Raw genomic sequence first — 19,858 nt, forward strand, 5'->3', positions numbered from 1 at the left:
TTATTTCTGCCGCTTGGCAGGCTCGAGCGTTACGGTGCAGGTCAGTCCCGCCGCCAGCAACACGTCTTTCGGCACTTCGTCGATCTGGATCCGCACGGGGATGCGTTGCGCCAGGCGCACCCAGTTGAAGGTCGGATTGACGTCGGCCAGCAGTTCGCGGCTTTGCGGATTGTCGCGATCGTAGATGCCGCGCGAGATGCTGTCGACATGGCCGCTCAGCGTGGCGCCGTTGATCAACTGGATTTTTGCCTTGTCGCCGACGCTGACGTAGGGCAGTTTGGTCTCTTCAAAATACCCGTATACCCAGAACGAATGACTGTCGATGATGGCGATCTTGGCCGCGCCTGCGCTGGCGTAGTCGCCGCGGCGCACGTTCAGGTTGGTGATGTAGCCGTCCACCGGCGCATAAATCCTGGTGCGGTCGAGGTTGAGCCTGGCGGCATTGCGCTGCGCGATGGCGACCTGATACTGTGCATCGGCGGCGGCGACCACGCTGCCGGCGTCTTCGCGGGTTTCCCGCGAGACGACCAGATCGTCCATGTCGGCGCGACGGCGCGCCTGGGCGCGGCGCATGTCGAGATCGGCCTTGCGCGCCAGTACGGCGGCGTCGGCTTGCTGCAAGGCGAGCTGGTAACGCGACGGGTCGATCTGCATCAGCAGGTCGCCCTTGTGCACCAACTGGTTGTCGCGCACCGGTAGGTCGACCACCTGGCCGGCCACGTCCGGCGCGAGGTTGACGACGTCGGCGCGTACGCGGCCGTCGCGCGTCCAGGGCGACACCATGTAGTGCTGCCACAGGCTCCACGCGAGGAAGATCGCGGCGAGGAAAATCAGCGCCGTGATGATGAAACGAAAAATCGATTTGACCGACATGATGGATGACTCCCGATGATTTCTGTAGGTGTTAGCTGTAGATCGCCAGGCCCAGCAGCGCCGCGATGCAGGTGAAGAGGCTGACGCGGAACAGCGCCGGATGCCAGACCAGGTCGTACAGGTTGAGCCGCACCAGGATGCGGTCGGCGACCAGCGCAATGGCGCCGGCAATCAGCACGGCCAGCAGCAGCGTCGGCACGTAGGCGTCGAAGAATGAAATTTCACGCGGCATGAGAAGTTCCCGAGGACAGGTTGGCGTCGCCTTTCCGAGGCGCAGGTTGCAATGGTTGCAGCGGCGATTGCGGGTCCAGCAGCGCCGTGCGGATGAAATGCAGGTAGCTCAGCGTGCGTTGCAAACGGTGGCGTTCATTGCGTTCGCGGTAATGCGGGCCGATAGCTTGTTGCACCTCGGCGATGGTGCGGTCGTTGGCTTCCAGCACTGCCGCCAGCGTGGCCGGGGTGGGGCGCTCGAATAGCGCTGGCAGCGTTGCGCGCAAACGGTCCAGGGCGGCATAGGCGCCCGGCGGCAACAGCTCGGCTTTGCTGCTGCGGATGCCGTGCAGCTCGGTGCGCAGCTCGATGACGGCATGACCGATTTCCAGCGTGGCGAACATCCAGCCGAAGGCGTTCTTGCGCAATGCCGGGCGGCTGCCGGTGAGCATGGTGATCTGGTGCATCAGGTCGCGTGTGCCGCTTTCAAATTGCAGCGCCAGATGCGCGAGCTTGCCGAAGCAGGCTTGTACGACTTGCTTGCGCAATTGTTTTTCCAGATGCCGCACGGTCCAGTCGGTGGTCGGCGGCAGGAGCACCATGAAGGCGGCCGTGGTCACGATCAGCGAGAGCATCAGCGCGACCGCTTCGTTCAGATAGCCGGCGGCGTTGAAGTGGGCGAGGTTGTCCGGCACCGCCAGGAACGGGAAGAAGATGCAGATGCCCATCCCGTAGCCGGCCAGCGCCGGTTTGGTGGTCAGCAGCACGGCCATCATCAGCACCGGCGCCAGCGCTGCGGCCAGCATCCAGAATCCGTCCAGCCGCGGCACCACCTGGAAGGTATAGAAATAGCCCAGGACCACGGCCACCGCCACGCCCATCGTCACTGTGCGGGTGGCCTTGGCGGGGTCGGGCGCGGCCGAGGTGATGGCGCAGAAGGCTGCCGCATTGAGCGCGGCGACGTCGCCGCTGGGCCAGCCGCTCAGGAGCCAGAAGGTCGACAGGCCGATCAGTGTGATGGCGGCGCGGGCGCCCGCAATGCCGGCGGTGACAACGCTGGTCTTGGGTGCATAGACGTGTTCCCATTGTTCGCGCTCGTGGCGGCGCTGCACCAGCGAGGCATAGGTCAGCGTATAGGCGTGCAACTCGTCGATCACGCGATACAGCAATTCGGCGGCGGTGTCGAAATCCAGCAGGGCGCCGTCATTGAGCGCAGGGGCATGTTCGGTGCGGGTGGCGCGTATGCGGCGCGGCAATTCCTGCTTGTAGCTTTCCAGCTTGAGCGCGGAGTCGGCTGCATCCACGGCGGTCATTACGGGTTCGCCTCCGCTGCGGGTGAGCAGCGGCTGCACTTCGCGGAAGTAGGGTGAAATCGCATCGATTGCCAGTTGCGCAGAGGGGTTGCGGCTGTCGTGCAGCCGGTTCATCAGTTGATGCAAGGCATGCACGCGGGTCGACAAGGCCATGAACTCGCTGTTCATGCGCGTCAGGCGGCCGCTGCGCAGGCGTACCTCGGGGTCTTCGAAGATGGCGGAACTGCGCAGGGCTTCCAGGCCGATGATGTCGCCGACGAAGCGGGCGTTGGCGGCCTCCAGTTTCTTGCGGTCGGCGGTGCCGCCCAAGGTGCCGCCGATCAGGTCGACGAAGGCGGTGAAGCGACTGCGGATGATGCGCACCAGGCCGGGCGCGCTGGCTTGCGGGAACACCAGCGCGCTGACCACGCCGGCGCATACGATGCCGACCGTGATCTCGGTCACGCGCGTCATCACCGAATCGAAGGTCAGCGCCGGATTGAGCGCGGCCGGGATGCCGATCAGCGCGACCGTATAGCCGGACAGCACGAAGCCGTAGGAGCGGAAGTTGCGGTTGTAGGCCGAGCCCATCGTGCACAGGCCGATCCACACGGCAGTGGCGAGCAGGAACAGTTCCGGCGTTTGCGCGAACAGGCCGACGAAGACGACGATGGCGACCGAACCGATCAGCGTGCCGATCACGCGGTAGAAGCTCTTGGCCAGGATCATGCCGCTTTGTGGCTGCATCACGATGAATACGGTGATCAGGCCGGAGCGCGGCGATTCCAGATCCAGCGCGTAGCCGATGCCCAGCGCCAGCAAGCCGGCCAGCACCATCTTGAAGACGTAAATCCAGTTGGGAAAATCGGTCTGCCGCCATTCCGCGGCGGCGTCGCGCAATTGCCGGCCGAGCGATGGTGCAGGGGACGACGGTTGCGCCGGAGCGGCGGGCGTATTCACGGGGCGGCTCCTGCCGCGGTCATGGTCGCGGCCACGGCATTTTCTGCGTCATTGTTCACGACGTCGGATGTTTCCAGGCCGCCTCCCAGCGCCACCGTCAGGCTGGCGTAGGCGCTGAGTTTTTGCGCCAGCAGTTGCTGCACCGTTTGCTGCTGGTGCAGCCATTGCGTTTGCGCGGTCAGCACGTTCAGGTAATTGGCGAGGCCGCGCCGGTAGGCGCGCGTGGCGATATCGATATTCTTTTGCGCCGCCGCCACGGACAGGTCGGCTTGCCGTTGCTGGCGCTCGAGGGCCTGCAGCGTCACGATCTGGTCGGCGATGCTTTTGAGCGCCTGGCTCAGCAGCAGGTTGTAGTGCTCGACTTCCTGGTCGTAGCCGGCGGTGGTGGCGCCGAGCTGGCCGCGCAGGCGGCCGCCTTCGAAGATCGGCAGCGAAATCGCCGGGCCGTAGGTGGTCGCGATGTTCGGCGCGCTGAGGAAGCTCAGCAGCCCGCCGCCGGCAGCCGTGGGGCCGATGCCGGCCAGCAGGTTGATGTTCGGATAGAAGGCGGCCTTGGCGACCGCGATGCCTTTGGCGGCGGCTTCCACGCGCCAGCGCGCGGCGCTGATGTCGGGACGGCGGCCGATCAGTTCGGCCGGCAGGGCGCTGGGCAAGCCGATGCCGGCCTGCAGCTTCATGCCGGGGCGAGTGATGCTGTCGCCGGCGCCCGGGCCTTGGCCGAGCAGCGCGGCCAACTGGTTGCGCGTGAGCGCGATGTCTTCGTTCAGGGCTTCGATCTGGCGGCGGGTTTCCGGCAGCGGCACTTCGGCCTGGGTGATTTCCATCTGGGTGCCGATGCCGCCTTTGAAGCGGCGGTTCGCCAGGTCGAGCACTTGCTGTTCCTGCCTGAGCGTTTCCAGGGTGTTGTCCAGCAGGCCATATTGCAGCGACAACTGCACATAGGTGCGCACCACGTTGCTTTCCAGATCGAGCTGGGCGGCGCGGGCGTCGGCGGCGACGGCGTGGATTTCATCCTGGGCGCGTTCGGTGGCGTTGCGGTTGCGGTCCCACAGGTCGACGTTATAGGACAGGCTGAGCGTGGCGGTGTTGTTCCAGGTCAGCTTGTCGCGGAAGCTGGCGCCGTAATAAACATTGTCGGACCAGTCCTTGCGGCCGACGGCGGCATCCAGTTGCGCTTGCGGCAATTCGCCGGCGTGCGCGACGACGGCCATGGCCTGCGCCTGGCGCACGCGGGCGGCGGCGATCGCCATGTTGGGATTGCCGGCGACGGCGGCGACCACCAGCCGATTGAGTTGCGGATCGGCATAAGACTCCCACCATGCGCGCTTGGGCCAGCCGGCTTCGGCGCCGACCTGGCGGATGGCGTTGCCGACGTCGAACGCATCGGATTGCCGTAAAGTCGCCTGCGGCTTGATGCCGCCATTATCGGCGCATCCCGCAATAATCAGACATAGCATCAGGCATAGCGCCGGGAGCGGCGCGGCAGGCAGGCGTTTGTCGGGAAGGGTGTTCATTGGATTATCCAAAAAAATGCAAATATCTAGCCTTTGTCATTCTATTGGGTAAGTATTTCGAGAAAAACCACAGGCAACACAAAGGGTCTTTTCAGAAACTGCAACAATAATCGTACCGATTTAGGTAACAATGCGCTATCCGGAAGACCACCGCAGGGCAATTTATCGCATTGCTTGGTGGCAACAGCCGGATTCAGACAGGAAACAGATGGATACCTTGCAAAACATGCGCATTTTCATGCGCGTTGTCGACGCCGGCAGTTTTACGCTGGCCGCGCAACAAATGGACCTGACCACCGCCCACGTGTCGCGCGCGGTGGCGGATCTGGAGCGTCATTTGCGCACGCGCCTGCTCAATCGCACCACGCGCCGTATCGCGCTGACCGAGGCCGGCGAACGCTACTTGCTGCGCTGCGAGCAGATCGTGGCTTATGTGCAAGAGGCCGAAGCCGAGGCCGGCGACGCCTACGTGAGGCCGTCCGGTCGCTTGCGCATCCACACCATGACCAGCTTCGGCCAGCGGTACGTGATTCCGGCAATTTCCAATTACCAGAAGCGTTATCCCGACGTCGCCATTGAGCTGACGCTGGCGCAGCGCGTGCCCGACCTGCTGGAAGAGGGATTCGACGTGTCGCTGGTGCTGGCGCGCGAGTTGCCGGATTCCGGCCTGATCTTCCGTCAGCTCGGCAGCATCTACAGCATCCCGTGCGCCTCGCCGTTCTACCTGGAAAAGCACGGCGTGCCGCACAAGCCCGCCGACCTGCTCAACCATCGCTGCCTGCAACTGGTGAGTTCGGTGTCGCCGCTGGACCAATGGGACCTGGAGGGGCCGGATGGCAAGGAAAACGTCGCCGTCAAGTCCAGCTTCCAGGTCAACGTCGCCGAAGCCATGCTGCTGAGCCTGAAGGAGGGCATGGGCATCGGCGTGCTGCCGATCTATTCGGCGGTGGACGCCTTGCGCGCGGGCACCATCGTGCGGGTGCTGCCGCAATACCGTCTGCAGCAGATGGGCGTGTACGCGCTGTATCCGTCGCGCCAGTACCTCGATGCCAAGATCAGCACCTGGGTCGATTGGATGCACGAAAGCGTCAATAAGGCCTTGCAGGACGATCATCAGGCGCTTGACCGGATTGCGGTTCTTTCGCCATGATCGTGCATTGACAAAAAACAGGGACCAAAACGATGAAATGGCTTGCGGTAGGAATGGGGGCGGCGCTGGGCGCCTGGTTGCGCTGGGGGCTGAGCTTGTGGTTGAACATCGCGGGAAACGCGTTGCCCCTGGGGACGCTGGCGGCCAACTGGGGCGGCGGCTTCGTGATCGGCTTCCTGGTAGCGTTCTTTGAAAGCTATCCAGCGCTGCCGCCGGAATGGAGACTGTTCCTGATCACCGGTTTTCTCGGCGGGTTGACCACATTTTCCACATTTTCCGCCGAAGCCATGATGCTGCTGCAGCGTGGCGACTACGTCTGGGCGATCGCCCATTCCGGTTTGCATCTGCTCGGTTCGATCGCTTTGTGCGTGGCCGGCTTTGCGGTGTACCGGGCGCTGTTTGGCTAACTACACGTTTATCGATGAAATGGGTTCCAAGGCCTGTCGGCACGCGAAGATTTCGTGTGAACAGGCTCCAGCTTGATCTGTATCAAATTCGGAAGGGATTTGCCCCGTTACGCTCTTGCCGCGTCGGATGTTTCCTTGAAATATGTCCGTCAGGCCCAATGTCATCATTATTCAAAATTTGGAGCGAAACATGCGTCTCGACAAACTCACCACGAAATTGCAGGAAGCTCTGGCGGATGCCCAGAGTCAGGCTGTCGGCAACGACAACCAGTACATCGACCCGGTCCACCTGTTGCTGGCCTTGCTGGCGCAGGACGACGGCGGCACCCGCTCGCTGTTGCAACGCGCCGGCGTCAACGTCGCCGGACTGACATCGGCATTGCATCACGCCATGACGCGCCTGCCCAAGGTGTCGGGCACCGGCGGCGAGGTGCAGATCGGCCGCGAGCTGGTGGCCTTGCTGAATCTGGCCGACAAGGAATCGCAAAAGCATGGCGACCAGTTCATCGCCAGCGAAATGGTGCTGCTCGGCCTGGTTGACGACAAGTCCGACGCCGGCCGCGCCGCGCGTGAAAACGGCCTCTCGCGCAAATCGCTGGAAGCCGCCATCAATACCGTGCGCGGCGGCGCCAGCGTGTCTTCCCAGCAGGGCGAAGGCCAGCGCGAGTCGCTGAAGAAATACACCCTGGACCTGACCGAGCGCGCCCGCAACGGCAAGCTTGATCCGGTGATCGGCCGCGACGATGAAATCCGCCGCGCGATCCAGGTGCTGCAACGTCGCAGCAAGAACAACCCGGTGCTGATCGGCGAACCCGGCGTCGGCAAGACTGCCATCGTCGAAGGCCTGGCGCAGCGCATCGTCAGCGGCGAAGTGCCGGACAGCCTCAAGTCCAAGCGCGTGCTGTCGCTCGACATGGCTGCCTTGCTGGCCGGCGCCAAGTATCGCGGCGAGTTTGAGGAGCGCCTGAAAGCTGTCCTCAAGGAGATCGCCCAGGATGAAGGCCAGACTATCGTCTTCATCGATGAGTTGCACACCATGGTCGGCGCCGGCAAGGCCGAAGGCGCGATGGATGCGGGCAATATGCTGAAGCCTGCGCTGGCGCGCGGCGAGCTGCATTGCGTCGGCGCCACCACGCTGGACGAATACCGCAAGTACATCGAAAAGGATGCCGCGCTGGAGCGCCGCTTCCAGAAGATCATCGTCGACGAGCCGAGCGTGGAAGCGACCATCGCCATCCTGCGCGGCTTGCAGGAAAAGTACGAGGTGCATCACGGCGTCGACATCACCGACCCGGCCATCGTCGCTGCGGCTGAACTGTCGCATCGCTATATCACGGACCGTTTCCTGCCGGACAAGGCGATCGACCTGATCGACGAAGCGGCGGCCAAGATCAAGATCGAAATCGACTCCAAACCGGAAGTCATGGACAAGCTCGACCGTCGCCTGATCCAGTTGAAGATCGAGCGCGAAGCCGTCAGGCGCGAAAAGGATGAAGCCTCGCAAAAGCGTATGACGCTGATCGAGGAAGAAATTGCCAAGCTCGAACGCGAATACGCCGACCTCGAAGAAGTCTGGAAGGCCGAAAAGTCCAGCGTGCAGGGCAGCCAGCACCTGAAGGAAGAGATCGAGCGCATTCGCTTGCAAATGGATGAAGCCACGCGCAAGAGCGATTGGCAGAAAGTGTCCGAGCTCAAGTACGGCAAGCTGGCCGAACTGGAAAAGGCGCTGGAAGTGCAGAACAAGCAGGACGCCGCCGGTGCAAGCGCCGGCAGCAAGCCCAGGCTGGTGCGCACCCAGGTCGGTGCCGAAGAAATCGCCGAAATCGTGGCGCGCGCCACCGGTATCCCGGTGTCGCGCATGATGCAGGGCGAACGCGAGAAGCTGTTGCACATGGAAGAAGTGTTGCATCAGCGCGTGGTCGGCCAGGACGAGGCGATTGTTGCGGTATCTGATGCAATCCGCCGTTCGCGCGCCGGGTTGGGCGATCCGAGCAAGCCTTACGGTTCGTTCATGTTCCTCGGCCCTACCGGCGTCGGCAAGACCGAGCTGTGCAAGGCGCTGGCGTCTTACCTGTTCGACACCGAAGAGGCGATGATCCGCATCGACATGAGCGAATTCATGGAGAAGCATTCGGTTGCCCGCCTGATCGGCGCGCCGCCGGGTTACGTCGGATATGAAGAGGGCGGTTACCTGACCGAAGCGGTGCGGCGCAAGCCTTACAGCGTGATCTTGCTGGACGAAATCGAGAAGGCGCATCCGGACGTGTTCAACGTCTTGCTGCAAGTGCTCGACGACGGCCGCATGACCGACGGGCAAGGGCGTACGGTGGACTTCAAAAACACCGTGATCGTGATGACCTCGAACCTGGGTTCGCACAAGATTCAGGCGATGGAAGAGAGCGACACGGCGCTGGTGAAGATGGCGGTCATGGCGGAAGTCAAACTGCACTTCCGTCCGGAGTTCATCAACCGCGTCGACGAGATCGTGGTGTTCCATGCCCTCGACGAAAAGAATATCGGCGCGATCGCCAAGATCCAGTTGCATATCCTCGAGGATCGTCTGGCCAAGATGGATATCGGGCTGGTGATTACCGACGCCGGATTGCAGAAGATCGCCGAAGCCGGGTTCGATCCGGTGTATGGCGCGCGGCCGCTGAAGCGGGCGATCCAGCAGCAAATCGAGAACCCGTTGTCGAAGCTGATCCTCCAAGGCAAGTTTGGCCCCAAGGATGTGGTCCATGTGCACGTCAAGGACGGCGCATTGTCGTTTGAGGCAAACTGAAATGTCTTGATTAACTCGTTGTAACTATGCTATCTAGTTCCCTGTTGGCTTGGAGAAATATTTGGAGAAAACAAGTATTTTTTCAGGTCGCAGGGAATTTTTTTATGTAAACGATTAAACTCATCAAATGCGTGCGGAAAGCACGAAATTGATGCTAAATCGTAGATAAAAAACAATAAAGCACGTGAAATATCCGTAGTGGATGATCGTGGTGTGGCATAGGCAAGGGGTGAAATTCTGAATCAATCTTCATTACAACGGTTGTTTATCCTGCCGTTTGTATTTCTGATGTTATGCCTGGCGGTGACGATAGGTTGGTTTTTATATCGCGCCGGCGATGATGCAACCGAGGTGCTGGCGCGCAATGCACTGATGGACACCATGAACCGGGTGGGGCAGGCGACCGACCGCCAGTTGCTCGGCGCGCGGGAGACGCTGCGCGTGGTGGCGCCGGATCCGATCCCACCGGCCGAAAAGGGCGGCCAGCCTGTTTATATTCCTTTTCCCAAAGAAAAAGCAGCGCTGGAAGAACGTCTGTGGCTTGCCAACAGTCTCTTCGATGAACCCAGCTATGTCTATTTCGGCGGCGCCGACGGCAGTTTCCTGGGTGTGAAGCAGGAAGAGAGGAGCCTCTTCATGTACAGCACCCGCGATCCGCAAGGCAAGAACTACGTCTATCACCTGCGCGGCCCAGGCACCGAGCCGACCCTGATTGCGACCCAGGACTACGAACCGCGCAACCGTCCGTGGTATCGCCAGGCGATCGAACGCAAGCAGGAAACCTGGTCACCGGTGTTCACCGACTTCCGTCTTAAATTCCTTGGCATCAGCTTGTCCAAGCCGGTCTATACCCCCGACCATGTCTTGCTGGGCGTGGCCACCAGCAGCATCGGCCTGCTCCAGCTAAGCGAGTTTCTCCAGACGTTGCCGCTGACCCGCAACGGCGTTGCCTTCATCATCGACATGTCGGGCGATCTCGTTGCGACTTCGGTGCATGAGCCTATCCACAAGGTCAATGGGGAAAATCTTGTGCGGCTGAACGCGGCACAAAGCAGTTCCCCTGTGGTACGCCAGGCCTACGCCGATCTCGTGGAGTACATGAAGAAGCAAAAGCTGGCGCCGGAAAAACTGATAATCCAGTCCCTGCAGACAGACGGCCCCAAGACTGAACTGGCATTCCGTCTGCACCACGACGTCGCCGGACTGGATTGGGTGGCGGTCAGCGCCGTGAGCCGTTCGGACTTCCTCGGCTCGGTGACGGGGGGCGTGTACCAGACGCTGTTGCTCGGTTTGGTCGCGGTATGCATGACCTTCGTGCTGGGCTTTGCCATCCTGCGCTGGGTATTGCGCGACATCCGCAAGCTGACGCTGGCGGCCAAGAGCATCGGCAACGGCGAGCCTTTCCCTTCGCTCAATATCGAGCGCCGCGACGAGATCGGCCAGTTGGCGCAAAGCTTCCAGGAGATGGAACGCAACCTGCGCACCGATCGCCTGACCAACGTGCTCAATCGCGATTCCTTTATTGCGCAGATCGACTTCCGCCGCCGTAAAGGCAATGAAGCCGTGGTGCTGCAGTTTGCCTTGCTGTTCATCGACCTCGACAGGTTCAAATCGATCAATGACCAGTATGGCCACGACGAGGGCGACAAGGTGTTGATCTCGGCGGCGTCGCAGTTGCAGAATGCCTTGCGCAAGGAAGATTCTGTGGCGCGCTTTGGCGGCGACGAGTTCGTGGTCTATTTGCATGGCGTATCGGACGAGAATGTCGCCAAGTCGATTGCTGAAAAGATTCGTACTTGCCTCAACCAGCCTATCGAAGGACGCGACGGCAACAAGTACCACGTCGATGCGTCGATCGGCATGGCGCTGTTTCCGCAAGACGGCCTGGATATCGAGACGCTGCTGCGCGTCGCCGACGAGCGCATGTTCGAGCAAAAGCGCATGCACCGCATGTTGTCGTATGATGTGCCGCACAAACAATAAACGGTAATGAATGGCAATGAACGGAGATCAACCCATGACGTTTTCCACCTGCGACCTGTGCGACAACAATGAAGACAAACTGGCTGACGGCAGCCTGGCGGTGCTGCCGCCGATCTTCGCGTCCTTCGGCAAGCGTGCGCTGTTTGCCGGTCCGGCCAAAACGCTGAAGGTTTTTGAAGACAACGTGCTGGTCCGCAAGACGCTGGAAACTCCCGGCAACGGCCAGGTCCTGGTGGTCGACGGCGGCGGCAGCCTGCGCTGCGCGCTGGTGGGCGGCAAGCTCGGCGAACTGGCGGAGAAAAACGGCTGGGCCGGCATCGTCGTCAACGGCTGCGTGCGCGACACACTGGAACTGAACGCCTGCGACGTCGGCATCCGCGCGCTGGCGACGCATCCGCAGCGCAGCGTGCGCAAGGGTTTGGGCGATGCCGATCTGACAGTGTCGATCGCCGGCGTGGCGGTGCATCCGGGCGACTGGATCTATGCCGATGTCGATGGCGTGGCCGTGTCGCGCACGGAGCTGATTTAATCGCTTCACGCATTGGCAATCAGAAAGCCGTGCAAGTTCGCACGGCTTTTTTTCGCCTATTGCCCTATTTGCCTATCGTTTCCGTCGACTAAAGCAACTCCACATTCGGTAAATTCAGGTAGCTGGTTTCGCGGGTGGACGCGACGAAATCGCTCAGGTAGGACTTGCCCGACAACTCCGGCAGGCAGGCCGCATACAGTCGCCCGGTCAGGCCGTCCGGCGTGATGCGTTTGGCCAGCACGTAATCGCGGTTGAGGTAGTTTTGCGCGGCCCATAGCGGCAGCGTGGCGATGCCGCGCCGGCTGGCGACCAGTTGCAGCATGGCGACGGTCAGTTCGGTGGTGCGCCGCTGCGTCTGGACGCCGGCGGGTTTCAGCACCTGGCGCACGACGTCGAGCATGTCGTCGGGCACCGGATAGGTAATCAGCGTGTCGCTGCCGAAGTCTTGCGCCGTCAGGTAATCCTTGCCGGCGAGCGGATGATCGTGTGCCAGCAGCGCCACGATCTCGAAACGGAACAGCGCGTGGTAGTCGACCGGCTCATCGGGATCGATTTCCGCCACGATGGCGACGTCGGCGCGATGTTCGTACAGCAGGCCGATCGGGTCCGCCTGGAAGCCGGAGACGATATCCATGTCGACTTCCGGCCAGCGTCTGCGGAACACGTCCATCGACGGCATCAGCCAGTCGAAGCAGGTGTGGCATTCCACCGCAATCCTGAGTTGTCCTGCTTCTCCCTGCTGCAGGCGCGCCAGGTCGCGTTCGGCGTCGGCAATGCGCGGCAATACCTCGTCGGCCAGCCTGAGCAGGCGGTCGCCCGCGGGCGTGAAGCGCACCGGCACCGATTTGCGCTCGAACAGCGGCATGCCGTGATGGTCTTCCAATTGCTTGATCTGATGCGACAGGGCCGACTGCGTAACGTTGAGCAGGGTGGCGGCGCGCAGCAGGTTGCCTGCTTCCTTGAGCGCTTGCAGGGTCTTGAGGTGCCGGAGTTCGAGGATGGAGTGCATTGCCGTAGTAACTATGAGTAAAATTCAAGATGATTCTTAAAATATATCGTTTGAATCATAGTCTATGTTCGCGCAAGATGCCAGCTCTCGGGATAGCGCGGCTTGCGGCTGTGCTGTCCCCGTCATTTTCAGGGGAGTTGGTCATGTCACAAATTGCACAGACAGCACAGGCAGAGCGCGTATCGGCGCACGTGTTGGGTTTTCCGCGTATCGGCGCGCAACGCGAATTGAAATTCGCCATGGAATCGTTCTGGAAAGGCCAGACTGACGAGGCGGCCCTGCGTGCGACCGGCAGGCAATTGCGCGCCCGTCACTGGCAGGCGCAGGCCGCCGCCGGCATGGACTACCTCACGGTCGGCGACTTCGCCTGGTACGACCAGGTGCTGGGCACGCTGGCGCTGCTGGGCGCCTTGCCGGCGCGTTTCGGGCTCGATGCCGGCAAACTGGACCTGGCAGGCTACTACACCATGGCGCGCGGCAACAAAGAGCACTTCGCCATGGAAATGACTAAATGGTTCGATACCAATTATCACTACCTGGTGCCGGAATGGACGCCGGAGTTGTCTTTCGACGGCGGCGTCGACTGGCTGTTCGATGAAATCGCCGAGGCGCAATCGCAGACGCAATCGCATCAGGTCAAAGTCGTCCTGCTGGGACCGCTGAGCCTGCTGTATCTGGGCAAGGTCAAATCGGGGCCGCAGCACAAGTCCGATCTGCACAAGCTAGACCTGCTGCCGAAGGTCGTCGCCGGTTACCAAAAGCTGCTGGCGCGCCTGCGCGACCAAGGCGTAGCGCTGGTGCAGATCGACGAACCGATCCTGGCGCTGGAGCTGGGCAAGGAATGGCTGGATGCTTTCCCGCCGGTCTACACGACGCTGGTGAGCGCCGCGCCTCCCTTGCTGCTGACGACTTATTTCGACACGGTCAGCGAACATGCCGATCTGCTGCGCAGCCTGCCGGTGGCGGGCGTGCATCTGGACGGCGTGCGCGGCGCGTCGCAATTGCAGGGGTTCGCCGACACATGGCCGCAGGACAAGGTGCTGTCGGTCGGCATCGTCGACGGCCGCAATATCTGGCGCTGCGATCTCGATGCCGCGCTGGCGATGCTGCAACCTTTGCACGACAAGCTCGGCGGGCGGTTGTGGGTGGCGTCGAGCTGCTCGCTGTTGCACGTGCCGGTCGATCTCGCCGATGAAAGCAAGCTTGATGTCGAAATCAAGGGCTGGCTGGCATTCGCCATGCAAAAGCTGGAGGAAATCGTAGTCCTCAAGCACGCGCTGGGCGGCAACGCCGACGCCGTGGCCGGCCGGTTTGCCGCCGCGCGCGCCGCGTTGGGCAGCCGGCGCAGCTCGCCGCGCATCCACAATGCGCTGGTGCAGAAGCGCCTGAAGGCGGTGACCGAAGCCGATGCCGAGCGCACCTCGGGGTTCCCGGCGCGTATCGCCGTGCAACAGCAACGCTGGAACCTGCCGGCATTTCCGACCACGACCATCGGTTCTTTCCCGCAGACGCCGCAGATCCGCCAGGTGCGCGCCGCCTACAAGCGCGGCGAGATCGGGCATCTGGATTATATGAACAAGATGCGCGATGAAATTCGCCTGGTGGTGGAAAAGCAGGAGGAACTTGGCTTGGATGTGCTGGTGCATGGCGAGCCGGAACGCAACGACATGGTCGAATACTTCGGCGAACAGTTGTGGGGGTACGCCTTCACCGCCAACGGCTGGGTGCAAAGCTACGGTTCGCGCTGCGTCAAGCCGCCGTTCATCTACGGCGACGTGTATCGTCCGGAAGCCATGACGGTGGGTTGGAGCAGGTTCGCACAAAGCCTGACGCAAAAACCGATGAAGGGCATGCTGACCGGGCCGGTGACGATGCTGCAATGGTCGTTCGTACGCGACGACCAGCCGCGCTCGACCACGGCGCTGCAAATTGCGCTGGCGCTACGCGACGAAGTCTGCGACCTGGAAAAGTCCGGCATCGGCATGATCCAGATCGATGAACCTGCGTTCCGTGAAGGCTTGCCGCTCAAGGCGCGCGACTGGAAGGAGTATCTCGACTGGGCGGTGCGCGTGTTCAAGATCAGCGCGGCAGGCGTACAGGACGAAACGCAGATCCATACCCACATGTGCTATTCGGAATTCAACGACATCCTGCCGTGGATCGCCGCAATGGACGCCGACGTCATCACGATCGAGACGTCGCGTTCGGACATGGAGCTGCTCGACGGTTTCGGCCACTACAAGTACCCCAACGACATCGGTCCCGGCGTGTACGACATCCATTCGCCGCGCATTCCGAACGTTAATGAGATGGTGCGTTTGATGGAGAAGGCGCGCGGCGTGATTCCGGATCAGCGTTTGTGGATCAATCCCGATTGCGGGCTGAAGACGCGCAACTGGCCCGAGACGTATGAGGCGTTGGCGCACATGGTGCAGGCGGCGCGCAAGCTGCGTGAGACGACAGCAATAGCAGCAACGGCAGTGAACGCCGCCTGAGCAGCGCCGTAGAGACAAGACGGCGGGAGTGAGTAGCTTCCGCCGTTTTTTATGCGTGTTCGGCCTGGCGCAGGATGTTTTCGATGGCGCCGGTTTGCGCCACGATTTCCTGCAAGTCGCTGTCAAGCAGCGTCGAGCGGCGCTGGAAGGTATGCCAGCCGGACCATCCGGTGACTTCGGCCGGCTGCGTTGCGAGAGCGGTATCGTCTGCGGCCGCAGTTTCAGCCAACGGATTGATCGGCGTGACTTCATCGGCCTGGACGGACGATGCTGCAATTGTTTCGGTGAGCATGCTTTGCGCCTTGAGCAGATGCGCGGTCGCGTTCTGGTATGTCTGCTCGATCAGCTTGTTGACTGGTTCGCGCGGCAGGCCTTCGGCATGGCGGCGCAGCAGGATGCGCAATGCGGCGATGTGGGCGGCGACCAGGTAGTTCTGCACCACGAAGCGGTTGATTTCGAGTACGGCGCGCTGTTTGCTGATCGGCTCGTCCATCATGCGCACTTGCGCCGAAATCAGCGCCGACAGGCTGTCCATGAAGCCTTTGCGACACACGCGGTAAAAAAAGTCGTCGCCGACCTTGCCTTCCATCATGTCGCGGCTGGCCTTGATGTAGCGATGGCTGGCGTGCAGGACATTCCTGATCAGGCGCGGCAGGTCGCGGTATTCCCAGCTTGGCAGCACGTAACTGAAAATGGTGGCGATGGCCACGCCGATGATGGTGTCGATCAGGCGTTCGCCGACCGCGCCCTGGTGGCCGGCCGGCACCAGCAGGTTGAGCAGCAGCAGGATTTGCACCGAAGCAGCGATGGCGGTGTAGCGGTACTTGACGTAAGTGAATGCCGGCGCCGCGACGCTGGCGACGAACAGCGCCGCCAGCAAGCCCATCGGATCATGCACGAAGCGCAGGATCAGCGCGGTCAGCAGGCAGCCGATGATGGTGCCGATCAGGCGGTCGCTCATGCGCTGCTTGGTCGAGCTGAAATTGGGTTTGAGGATGATGACAATGGTCAGCACGATCCAGTAGCCGTGCGACATGTAAGGCAGGTTGCCGGCGATCCACAGTCCGGTCGAGACCGCCAGCGCCACGCGGATGGCGAAGCGGAAGATCGGCGACTGCCAGCGCAGGTTGGCCACCAGCAGCCCGACCTTGTATTTCTGCTGGGTCAGGAAGGGCGTCATGTCCGAGCCCGGCAGGATGGGAATCGGATCGACCGGCTTTTGCGTGGCCAGGTGCAACTGCGAGATCAGTTCGATGATGTCGAGGATCTTGTTGTAGGTCACGCGCAGCACGGTGATGGCGTCGTCGGGAATCTTGCCTGCCAGGCTGTCTTGCTGCAACTGCTGCAATTCGTACTGCACGGCGCGCAGTTCCGCCTTGTAGTTGACGGTCGGCGTCGAGGCGCGCTTGCGCGTGACGGCGTAGGCGATGGATTCGATGTCCTCGGCGGTTTTGTTGGCCAGGTCGCGCAGGAAGATCATCACGTCGCTATCGCCGAAGTGGCTGCGCAGCAGGGCGTAGTCGGCGTGGGTCGACAGCACCTGCTCGTACAGTTCGAGCATGCTCAGGTGCACCTGCACCAGCAGGCCGTCCTGCTTGGTGTGCATGTCGCGCAGCACCAGGTCGCGCGAGGCTTGCAGCTTGTCGGCCAGCACGATCTGCTGGCGTACCAGTGTCGTGAACTGTGCTTGCAGGTCGCTGCGCACGTCGTAGAAATCGGCCTTGATGCGCAGATAACGGGCCAGTTCGAACAGTGCTTCGGCCAGCACCTGCTGTTTGACGCGCCGCCGCAAGAAGTACGACACGATCATTGAATAGGTCAGGTAACCGAGTCCCCCGGCCAGGAAGAACGCCGCATGCACGAAGGCCGCCTCGACCGGCACATTGTTTTCCATCGACAGCGTCATGACCATCAGCGCGGCGAATTGCAGCGGCAGGGTCTTCTTGCCGTAGACCACCATCATGCTGGCGAGGAAGCTGACCAGCACCATCGCCACGCTGACCAGCCAGGGAATCGGCGCGCACAGGCTGATGACCAGCAAGACCACGGTGCATAGCAGCACGCCGGCCAGCATTTCGTTGAATTTGTGGCGCAGCGGACTGGGCAGGTCCATCAGGCTGGTGCAGAGCGCGCCGAGGAAGACCGTCATGGTGGTCTGCATGTCGACCACGTTGAAGGCCAGCATCGTCAGGCCGATGACGCCGGTGGCGATGCGTACGCCGGTATAGAAATAGTGGCTGAAGAGGAAGGTGCGTATATCCAGGGCGTAATGCATGTAGGTGTAGGCAGTCGGCTAAATTTCTGTAAGCGACATTCTGGCCCTTCTTCCTGCAATAGACAACCGATACGGCGCAGGGCATCCGATGAAAATTTTTCCGGACGTCAGCGCATATCCGGCTGACTGGGGGACATACCGAAACATCAAGGCAGCGGGAACACCAGGCAGGTCGTGGTCGCATGCGCATAAATCTTGCCGTCGACATCGACGATGCGGCCTTCGGCGATGCCGACGCGGTTGCCGACCTGGATCACCTTGCCTTCGGCTCGCACCGGGCCGGTCTGTGCGGTCAAGGCGCGGATCAGGTTGACCTTCAGTTCCAGCGTGGTGTAGCCCATGCCTTGCGGTAGCATCGAATGCACGGCGCAGCCGACCGCGGAATCGAGCAGGGTGCAGAAGTAGCCGCCATGCACGCTGCCCAGCGGATTGTAGTGCTGTTTGCCGGGCGTGCCCTGGAATACGATGCGGCCCGGCTCGCCTTCGATGGGAATGAAATCCATGGTTTCACCGATCGGCACTGATGGCAACTCGCCGTCCCAGATGCGCTGCAGGAAATCCATGCCGCTGCCGGCCTTCAGATCGTCCATCGAGGCGACGCCTGGGGCGGCCAGTTTGGCGCGAACTTCCGCTTCACGGGTTTGCCATTGCCGGAGTGTCTCTTCTCTGCTGCTCATGCGTTTTCCTTGCGTATGGAGTGAATGGAGTCGAATCGTTACTTTTATGATGAAAGAATGGCTGCATTATGCCTCGGCTGCTTACGCTTGCGTTGGTTCAACCCGGGGAAATGAAGCAAAGCAAGGTGCAATTTTCATGATGCAAAAATGTCATTTCACATCGTGGGAAATGCGATTGCGCAGCATCATAGATTTATTTCATTTTTAGAAATTTCATTTCGTATCGCAAAAATTTATATTTAAGTAATTGAATAATAAGATAAAAAATTTATTTATATGTCTTATATAAGACATTGTTGCTCCGCACCGAAAAGCCTATTATGAAGTCATGGAATTCACTTTTTGACCTCCATTTTTTGATCACTTTTAAGGAGTTTGACCATGACGACACGCGCACAACAGATTCAGGCATTGGCGAAGGACTGGGCGGAAAATCCGCGCTGGAAGGGCATCAAGCGTAACTATTCGGCGGACGATGTGGTGCGCCTGCGCGGTTCGGTGCAGATTGAGCACACGCTGGCCAAGCGTGGCGCGGAAAAGCTGTGGAACCTGGTCAATAATGAACCTTTCGTCAATGCATTGGGTGCGCTGACCGGCAACCAGGCCATGCAGCAGGTCAAGGCCGGCCTGAAGGCGATTTACCTGTCCGGCTGGCAAGTCGCCGGCGACGCCAACCTGGCCGGCGAAATGTATCCCGACCAGTCGCTGTACCCGGCCAATTCGGTGCCGATGGTCGTCAAGCGCATCAACAATACCTTTCAGCGCGCCGACCAGATCCAATGGTCGGAAGGCAAGAACGACATCGACTTCTTCGCGCCCATCGTGGCTGACGCGGAAGCCGGTTTCGGCGGTGTGCTCAATGCCTATGAACTGATGAAGTCGATGATCGACGCGGGCGCCGCAGGCGTCCACTTCGAAGATCAGTTGGCGTCGGTGAAGAAGTGCGGCCACATGGGCGGCAAGGTGCTGGTGCCGACGCGCGAAGCGGTCGAAAAGTTGAACGCCGCACGTCTGGCGGCCGACGTTTCCGGCACGACGACGCTGGTGATTGCGCGTACCGACGCTGAAGCGGCCGATTTGCTGACCTCCGACGTGGACGACAACGACAAGCCTTTCCTGACCGGCGAGCGCACTGTCGAAGGTTTCTTCAAGACCCGTCCGGGTATCGATCAGGCCATCTCGCGCGGCCTGGCGTATGCCGAATATGCCGATCTGGTCTGGTGTGAAACCGGCAAGCCGGACCTGGCTTTCGCGAAGAAATTCGCCGAAGCCATCCACGCCAAATTCCCGGGCAAGATGCTGTCGTACAACTGCTCGCCGTCGTTCAACTGGAAGAAGAACCTGGACGACGCCACCATCGCCAAGTTCCAGAAGGAGCTCGGCGCCATGGGCTACAAGTTCCAGTTCATCACGCTGGCCGGCTTCCACGCGCTGAACTACTCGATGTTCAATCTGGCGCACGGCTATGCGCGCAACCAGATGTCGGCCTTCGTCGAACTGCAGGAAGCCGAATTCGCGGCAGCGGAAAAGGGCTTTACCGCCGTCAAGCATCAACGCGAAGTGGGCACCGGCTATTTCGATGCAGTGACCCAGGCGATCCAGCAAGGTCAGTCGTCGACCACGGCTTTGCACGGTTCGACCGAAGATGAACAATTCTTTGACAGTGCGGCAAAGAAGGTCGCCTGATCGGAAAAGCAGGAGA

14 protein-coding genes are annotated in these 19,858 nt (G+C 61.1%); 7 read left to right on the forward strand and 7 right to left on the reverse strand.

Annotation, left to right across the window (positions count from 1 at the left end):
* Genes RV1423_RS06800 through RV1423_RS06815 form a run of 4 tightly spaced genes read right to left on the reverse strand, consistent with a single transcriptional unit; the run spans nt 1 to nt 4,849 of the window.
* Nucleotides 1-873, reverse strand: coding sequence for an HlyD family secretion protein (locus RV1423_RS06800; protein ID WP_034294702.1), 873 nt, complete (start codon nt 871-873; stop codon nt 1-3).
* 31 nt (nt 874-904) lie between these two features.
* Nucleotides 905-1,105: a DUF1656 domain-containing protein gene (locus RV1423_RS06805; protein ID WP_034294704.1), complete on the reverse strand. Its 201-nt coding sequence runs from the start codon at nt 1,103-1,105 to the stop codon at nt 905-907.
* Complete coding sequence (locus RV1423_RS06810; protein ID WP_034294707.1) at nt 1,095-3,335, reverse strand: FUSC family protein; 2,241 nt, start codon at nt 3,333-3,335, stop codon at nt 1,095-1,097. The genes RV1423_RS06805 and RV1423_RS06810 overlap by 11 nt, the downstream gene beginning before the upstream one ends.
* Entirely contained in the window at nt 3,332-4,849 is a 1,518-nt protein-coding gene (locus tag RV1423_RS06815) for an efflux transporter outer membrane subunit (RefSeq protein WP_034294711.1), read from the reverse strand. Before RV1423_RS06815 ends, RV1423_RS06810 begins: the two co-directional genes overlap by 4 nt.
* A 208-nt stretch (nt 4,850-5,057) precedes the next feature.
* Between RV1423_RS06815 and RV1423_RS06820 the strand changes: the two genes are divergently transcribed.
* The 5 genes from RV1423_RS06820 to rraA all read left to right on the forward strand — a co-directional run bounded on the left by RV1423_RS06820 (nt 5,058) and on the right by rraA (nt 11,700).
* Nucleotides 5,058-5,999 carry a LysR family transcriptional regulator gene (locus RV1423_RS06820; protein ID WP_034294714.1) on the forward strand — a complete coding sequence of 314 codons (942 nt, stop codon included), beginning with the start codon at nt 5,058-5,060 and terminating at the stop codon, nt 5,997-5,999.
* Nucleotides 6,000-6,031: 32 nt separating this feature from the next.
* Nucleotides 6,032-6,406, forward strand: a complete 375-nt coding sequence (gene crcB / locus RV1423_RS06825; protein WP_034294717.1) for a fluoride efflux transporter CrcB — start codon at nt 6,032-6,034, stop codon at nt 6,404-6,406.
* 190 nt (nt 6,407-6,596) lie between these two features.
* Nucleotides 6,597-9,188 carry an ATP-dependent chaperone ClpB gene (gene clpB, locus RV1423_RS06830; RefSeq protein ID WP_034295165.1) on the forward strand — a complete coding sequence of 864 codons (2,592 nt, stop codon included), beginning with the start codon at nt 6,597-6,599 and terminating at the stop codon, nt 9,186-9,188.
* A gap of 288 nt (nt 9,189-9,476) precedes the next feature.
* A complete protein-coding gene (locus tag RV1423_RS06835) occupies nt 9,477-11,171 on the forward strand; it encodes a diguanylate cyclase (protein ID WP_051516562.1) in 1,695 nt (564 codons plus the stop codon).
* 34 nt (nt 11,172-11,205) lie between these two features.
* On the forward strand, nt 11,206-11,700 hold the full coding sequence (gene rraA, locus RV1423_RS06840; RefSeq protein ID WP_034294723.1) for a ribonuclease E activity regulator RraA: 495 nt from the start codon (nt 11,206-11,208) through the stop codon (nt 11,698-11,700).
* 88 nt (nt 11,701-11,788) lie between these two features.
* Here rraA and RV1423_RS06845 read toward each other — a convergent pair whose 3' ends face one another.
* Entirely contained in the window at nt 11,789-12,709 is a 921-nt protein-coding gene (locus RV1423_RS06845) for a LysR family transcriptional regulator (RefSeq protein ID WP_034294726.1), read from the reverse strand.
* Nucleotides 12,710-12,852: 143 nt separating this feature from the next.
* Here RV1423_RS06845 and metE point away from each other — a divergent pair, with 143 nt between their 5' ends.
* Nucleotides 12,853-15,204 (forward strand): 5-methyltetrahydropteroyltriglutamate--homocysteine S-methyltransferase, encoded by a 2,352-nt coding sequence (metE, locus tag RV1423_RS06850; RefSeq protein WP_051516536.1) that lies wholly within the window; start codon nt 12,853-12,855, stop codon nt 15,202-15,204.
* Between the two features lie 49 nt (nt 15,205-15,253).
* Here metE and RV1423_RS06855 read toward each other — a convergent pair whose 3' ends face one another.
* A complete protein-coding gene (locus RV1423_RS06855) occupies nt 15,254-17,479 on the reverse strand; it encodes an FUSC family membrane protein (protein WP_034294728.1) in 2,226 nt (741 codons plus the stop codon).
* Nucleotides 17,480-17,625: 146 nt separating this feature from the next.
* A complete protein-coding gene (locus RV1423_RS06860; RefSeq protein ID WP_034294729.1) occupies nt 17,626-18,156 on the reverse strand; it encodes a PaaI family thioesterase in 531 nt (176 codons plus the stop codon).
* A gap of 381 nt (nt 18,157-18,537) precedes the next feature.
* On the opposite strand from RV1423_RS06860, the gene aceA reads away from it, so the two are divergent.
* Nucleotides 18,538-19,842, forward strand: coding sequence for an isocitrate lyase (gene aceA, locus RV1423_RS06865; RefSeq protein WP_034294731.1), 1,305 nt, complete (start codon nt 18,538-18,540; stop codon nt 19,840-19,842).
* Nucleotides 19,843-19,858 lie beyond the last annotated feature (16 nt).

Origin of the sequence: Herbaspirillum sp. RV1423 (assembly GCF_000577615.1) — a bacterium.
GTDB lineage: Bacteria > Pseudomonadota > Gammaproteobacteria > Burkholderiales > Burkholderiaceae_D > Herbaspirillum.

Coding starts and splice junctions, on each gene's coding strand:
- RV1423_RS06855 (WP_034294728.1), bottom strand. CDS start 17,479: ATGCATTACGCCCTGGATATACGCACCTTCCTCTTCAGCCACTATTTC.
- metE (WP_051516536.1), top strand. CDS start 12,853: ATGTCACAAATTGCACAGACAGCACAGGCAGAGCGCGTATCGGCGCAC.
- RV1423_RS06800 (WP_034294702.1), bottom strand. CDS start 873: ATGTCGGTCAAATCGATTTTTCGTTTCATCATCACGGCGCTGATTTTC.
- clpB (WP_034295165.1), top strand. CDS start 6,597: ATGCGTCTCGACAAACTCACCACGAAATTGCAGGAAGCTCTGGCGGAT.
- aceA (WP_034294731.1), top strand. CDS start 18,538: ATGACGACACGCGCACAACAGATTCAGGCATTGGCGAAGGACTGGGCG.
- crcB (WP_034294717.1), top strand. CDS start 6,032: ATGAAATGGCTTGCGGTAGGAATGGGGGCGGCGCTGGGCGCCTGGTTG.
- RV1423_RS06845 (WP_034294726.1), bottom strand. CDS start 12,709: ATGCACTCCATCCTCGAACTCCGGCACCTCAAGACCCTGCAAGCGCTC.
- RV1423_RS06820 (WP_034294714.1), top strand. CDS start 5,058: ATGGATACCTTGCAAAACATGCGCATTTTCATGCGCGTTGTCGACGCC.
- RV1423_RS06805 (WP_034294704.1), bottom strand. CDS start 1,105: ATGCCGCGTGAAATTTCATTCTTCGACGCCTACGTGCCGACGCTGCTG.
- RV1423_RS06815 (WP_034294711.1), bottom strand. CDS start 4,849: ATGAACACCCTTCCCGACAAACGCCTGCCTGCCGCGCCGCTCCCGGCG.
- RV1423_RS06860 (WP_034294729.1), bottom strand. CDS start 18,156: ATGAGCAGCAGAGAAGAGACACTCCGGCAATGGCAAACCCGTGAAGCG.
- rraA (WP_034294723.1), top strand. CDS start 11,206: ATGACGTTTTCCACCTGCGACCTGTGCGACAACAATGAAGACAAACTG.
- RV1423_RS06835 (WP_051516562.1), top strand. CDS start 9,477: ATGTTATGCCTGGCGGTGACGATAGGTTGGTTTTTATATCGCGCCGGC.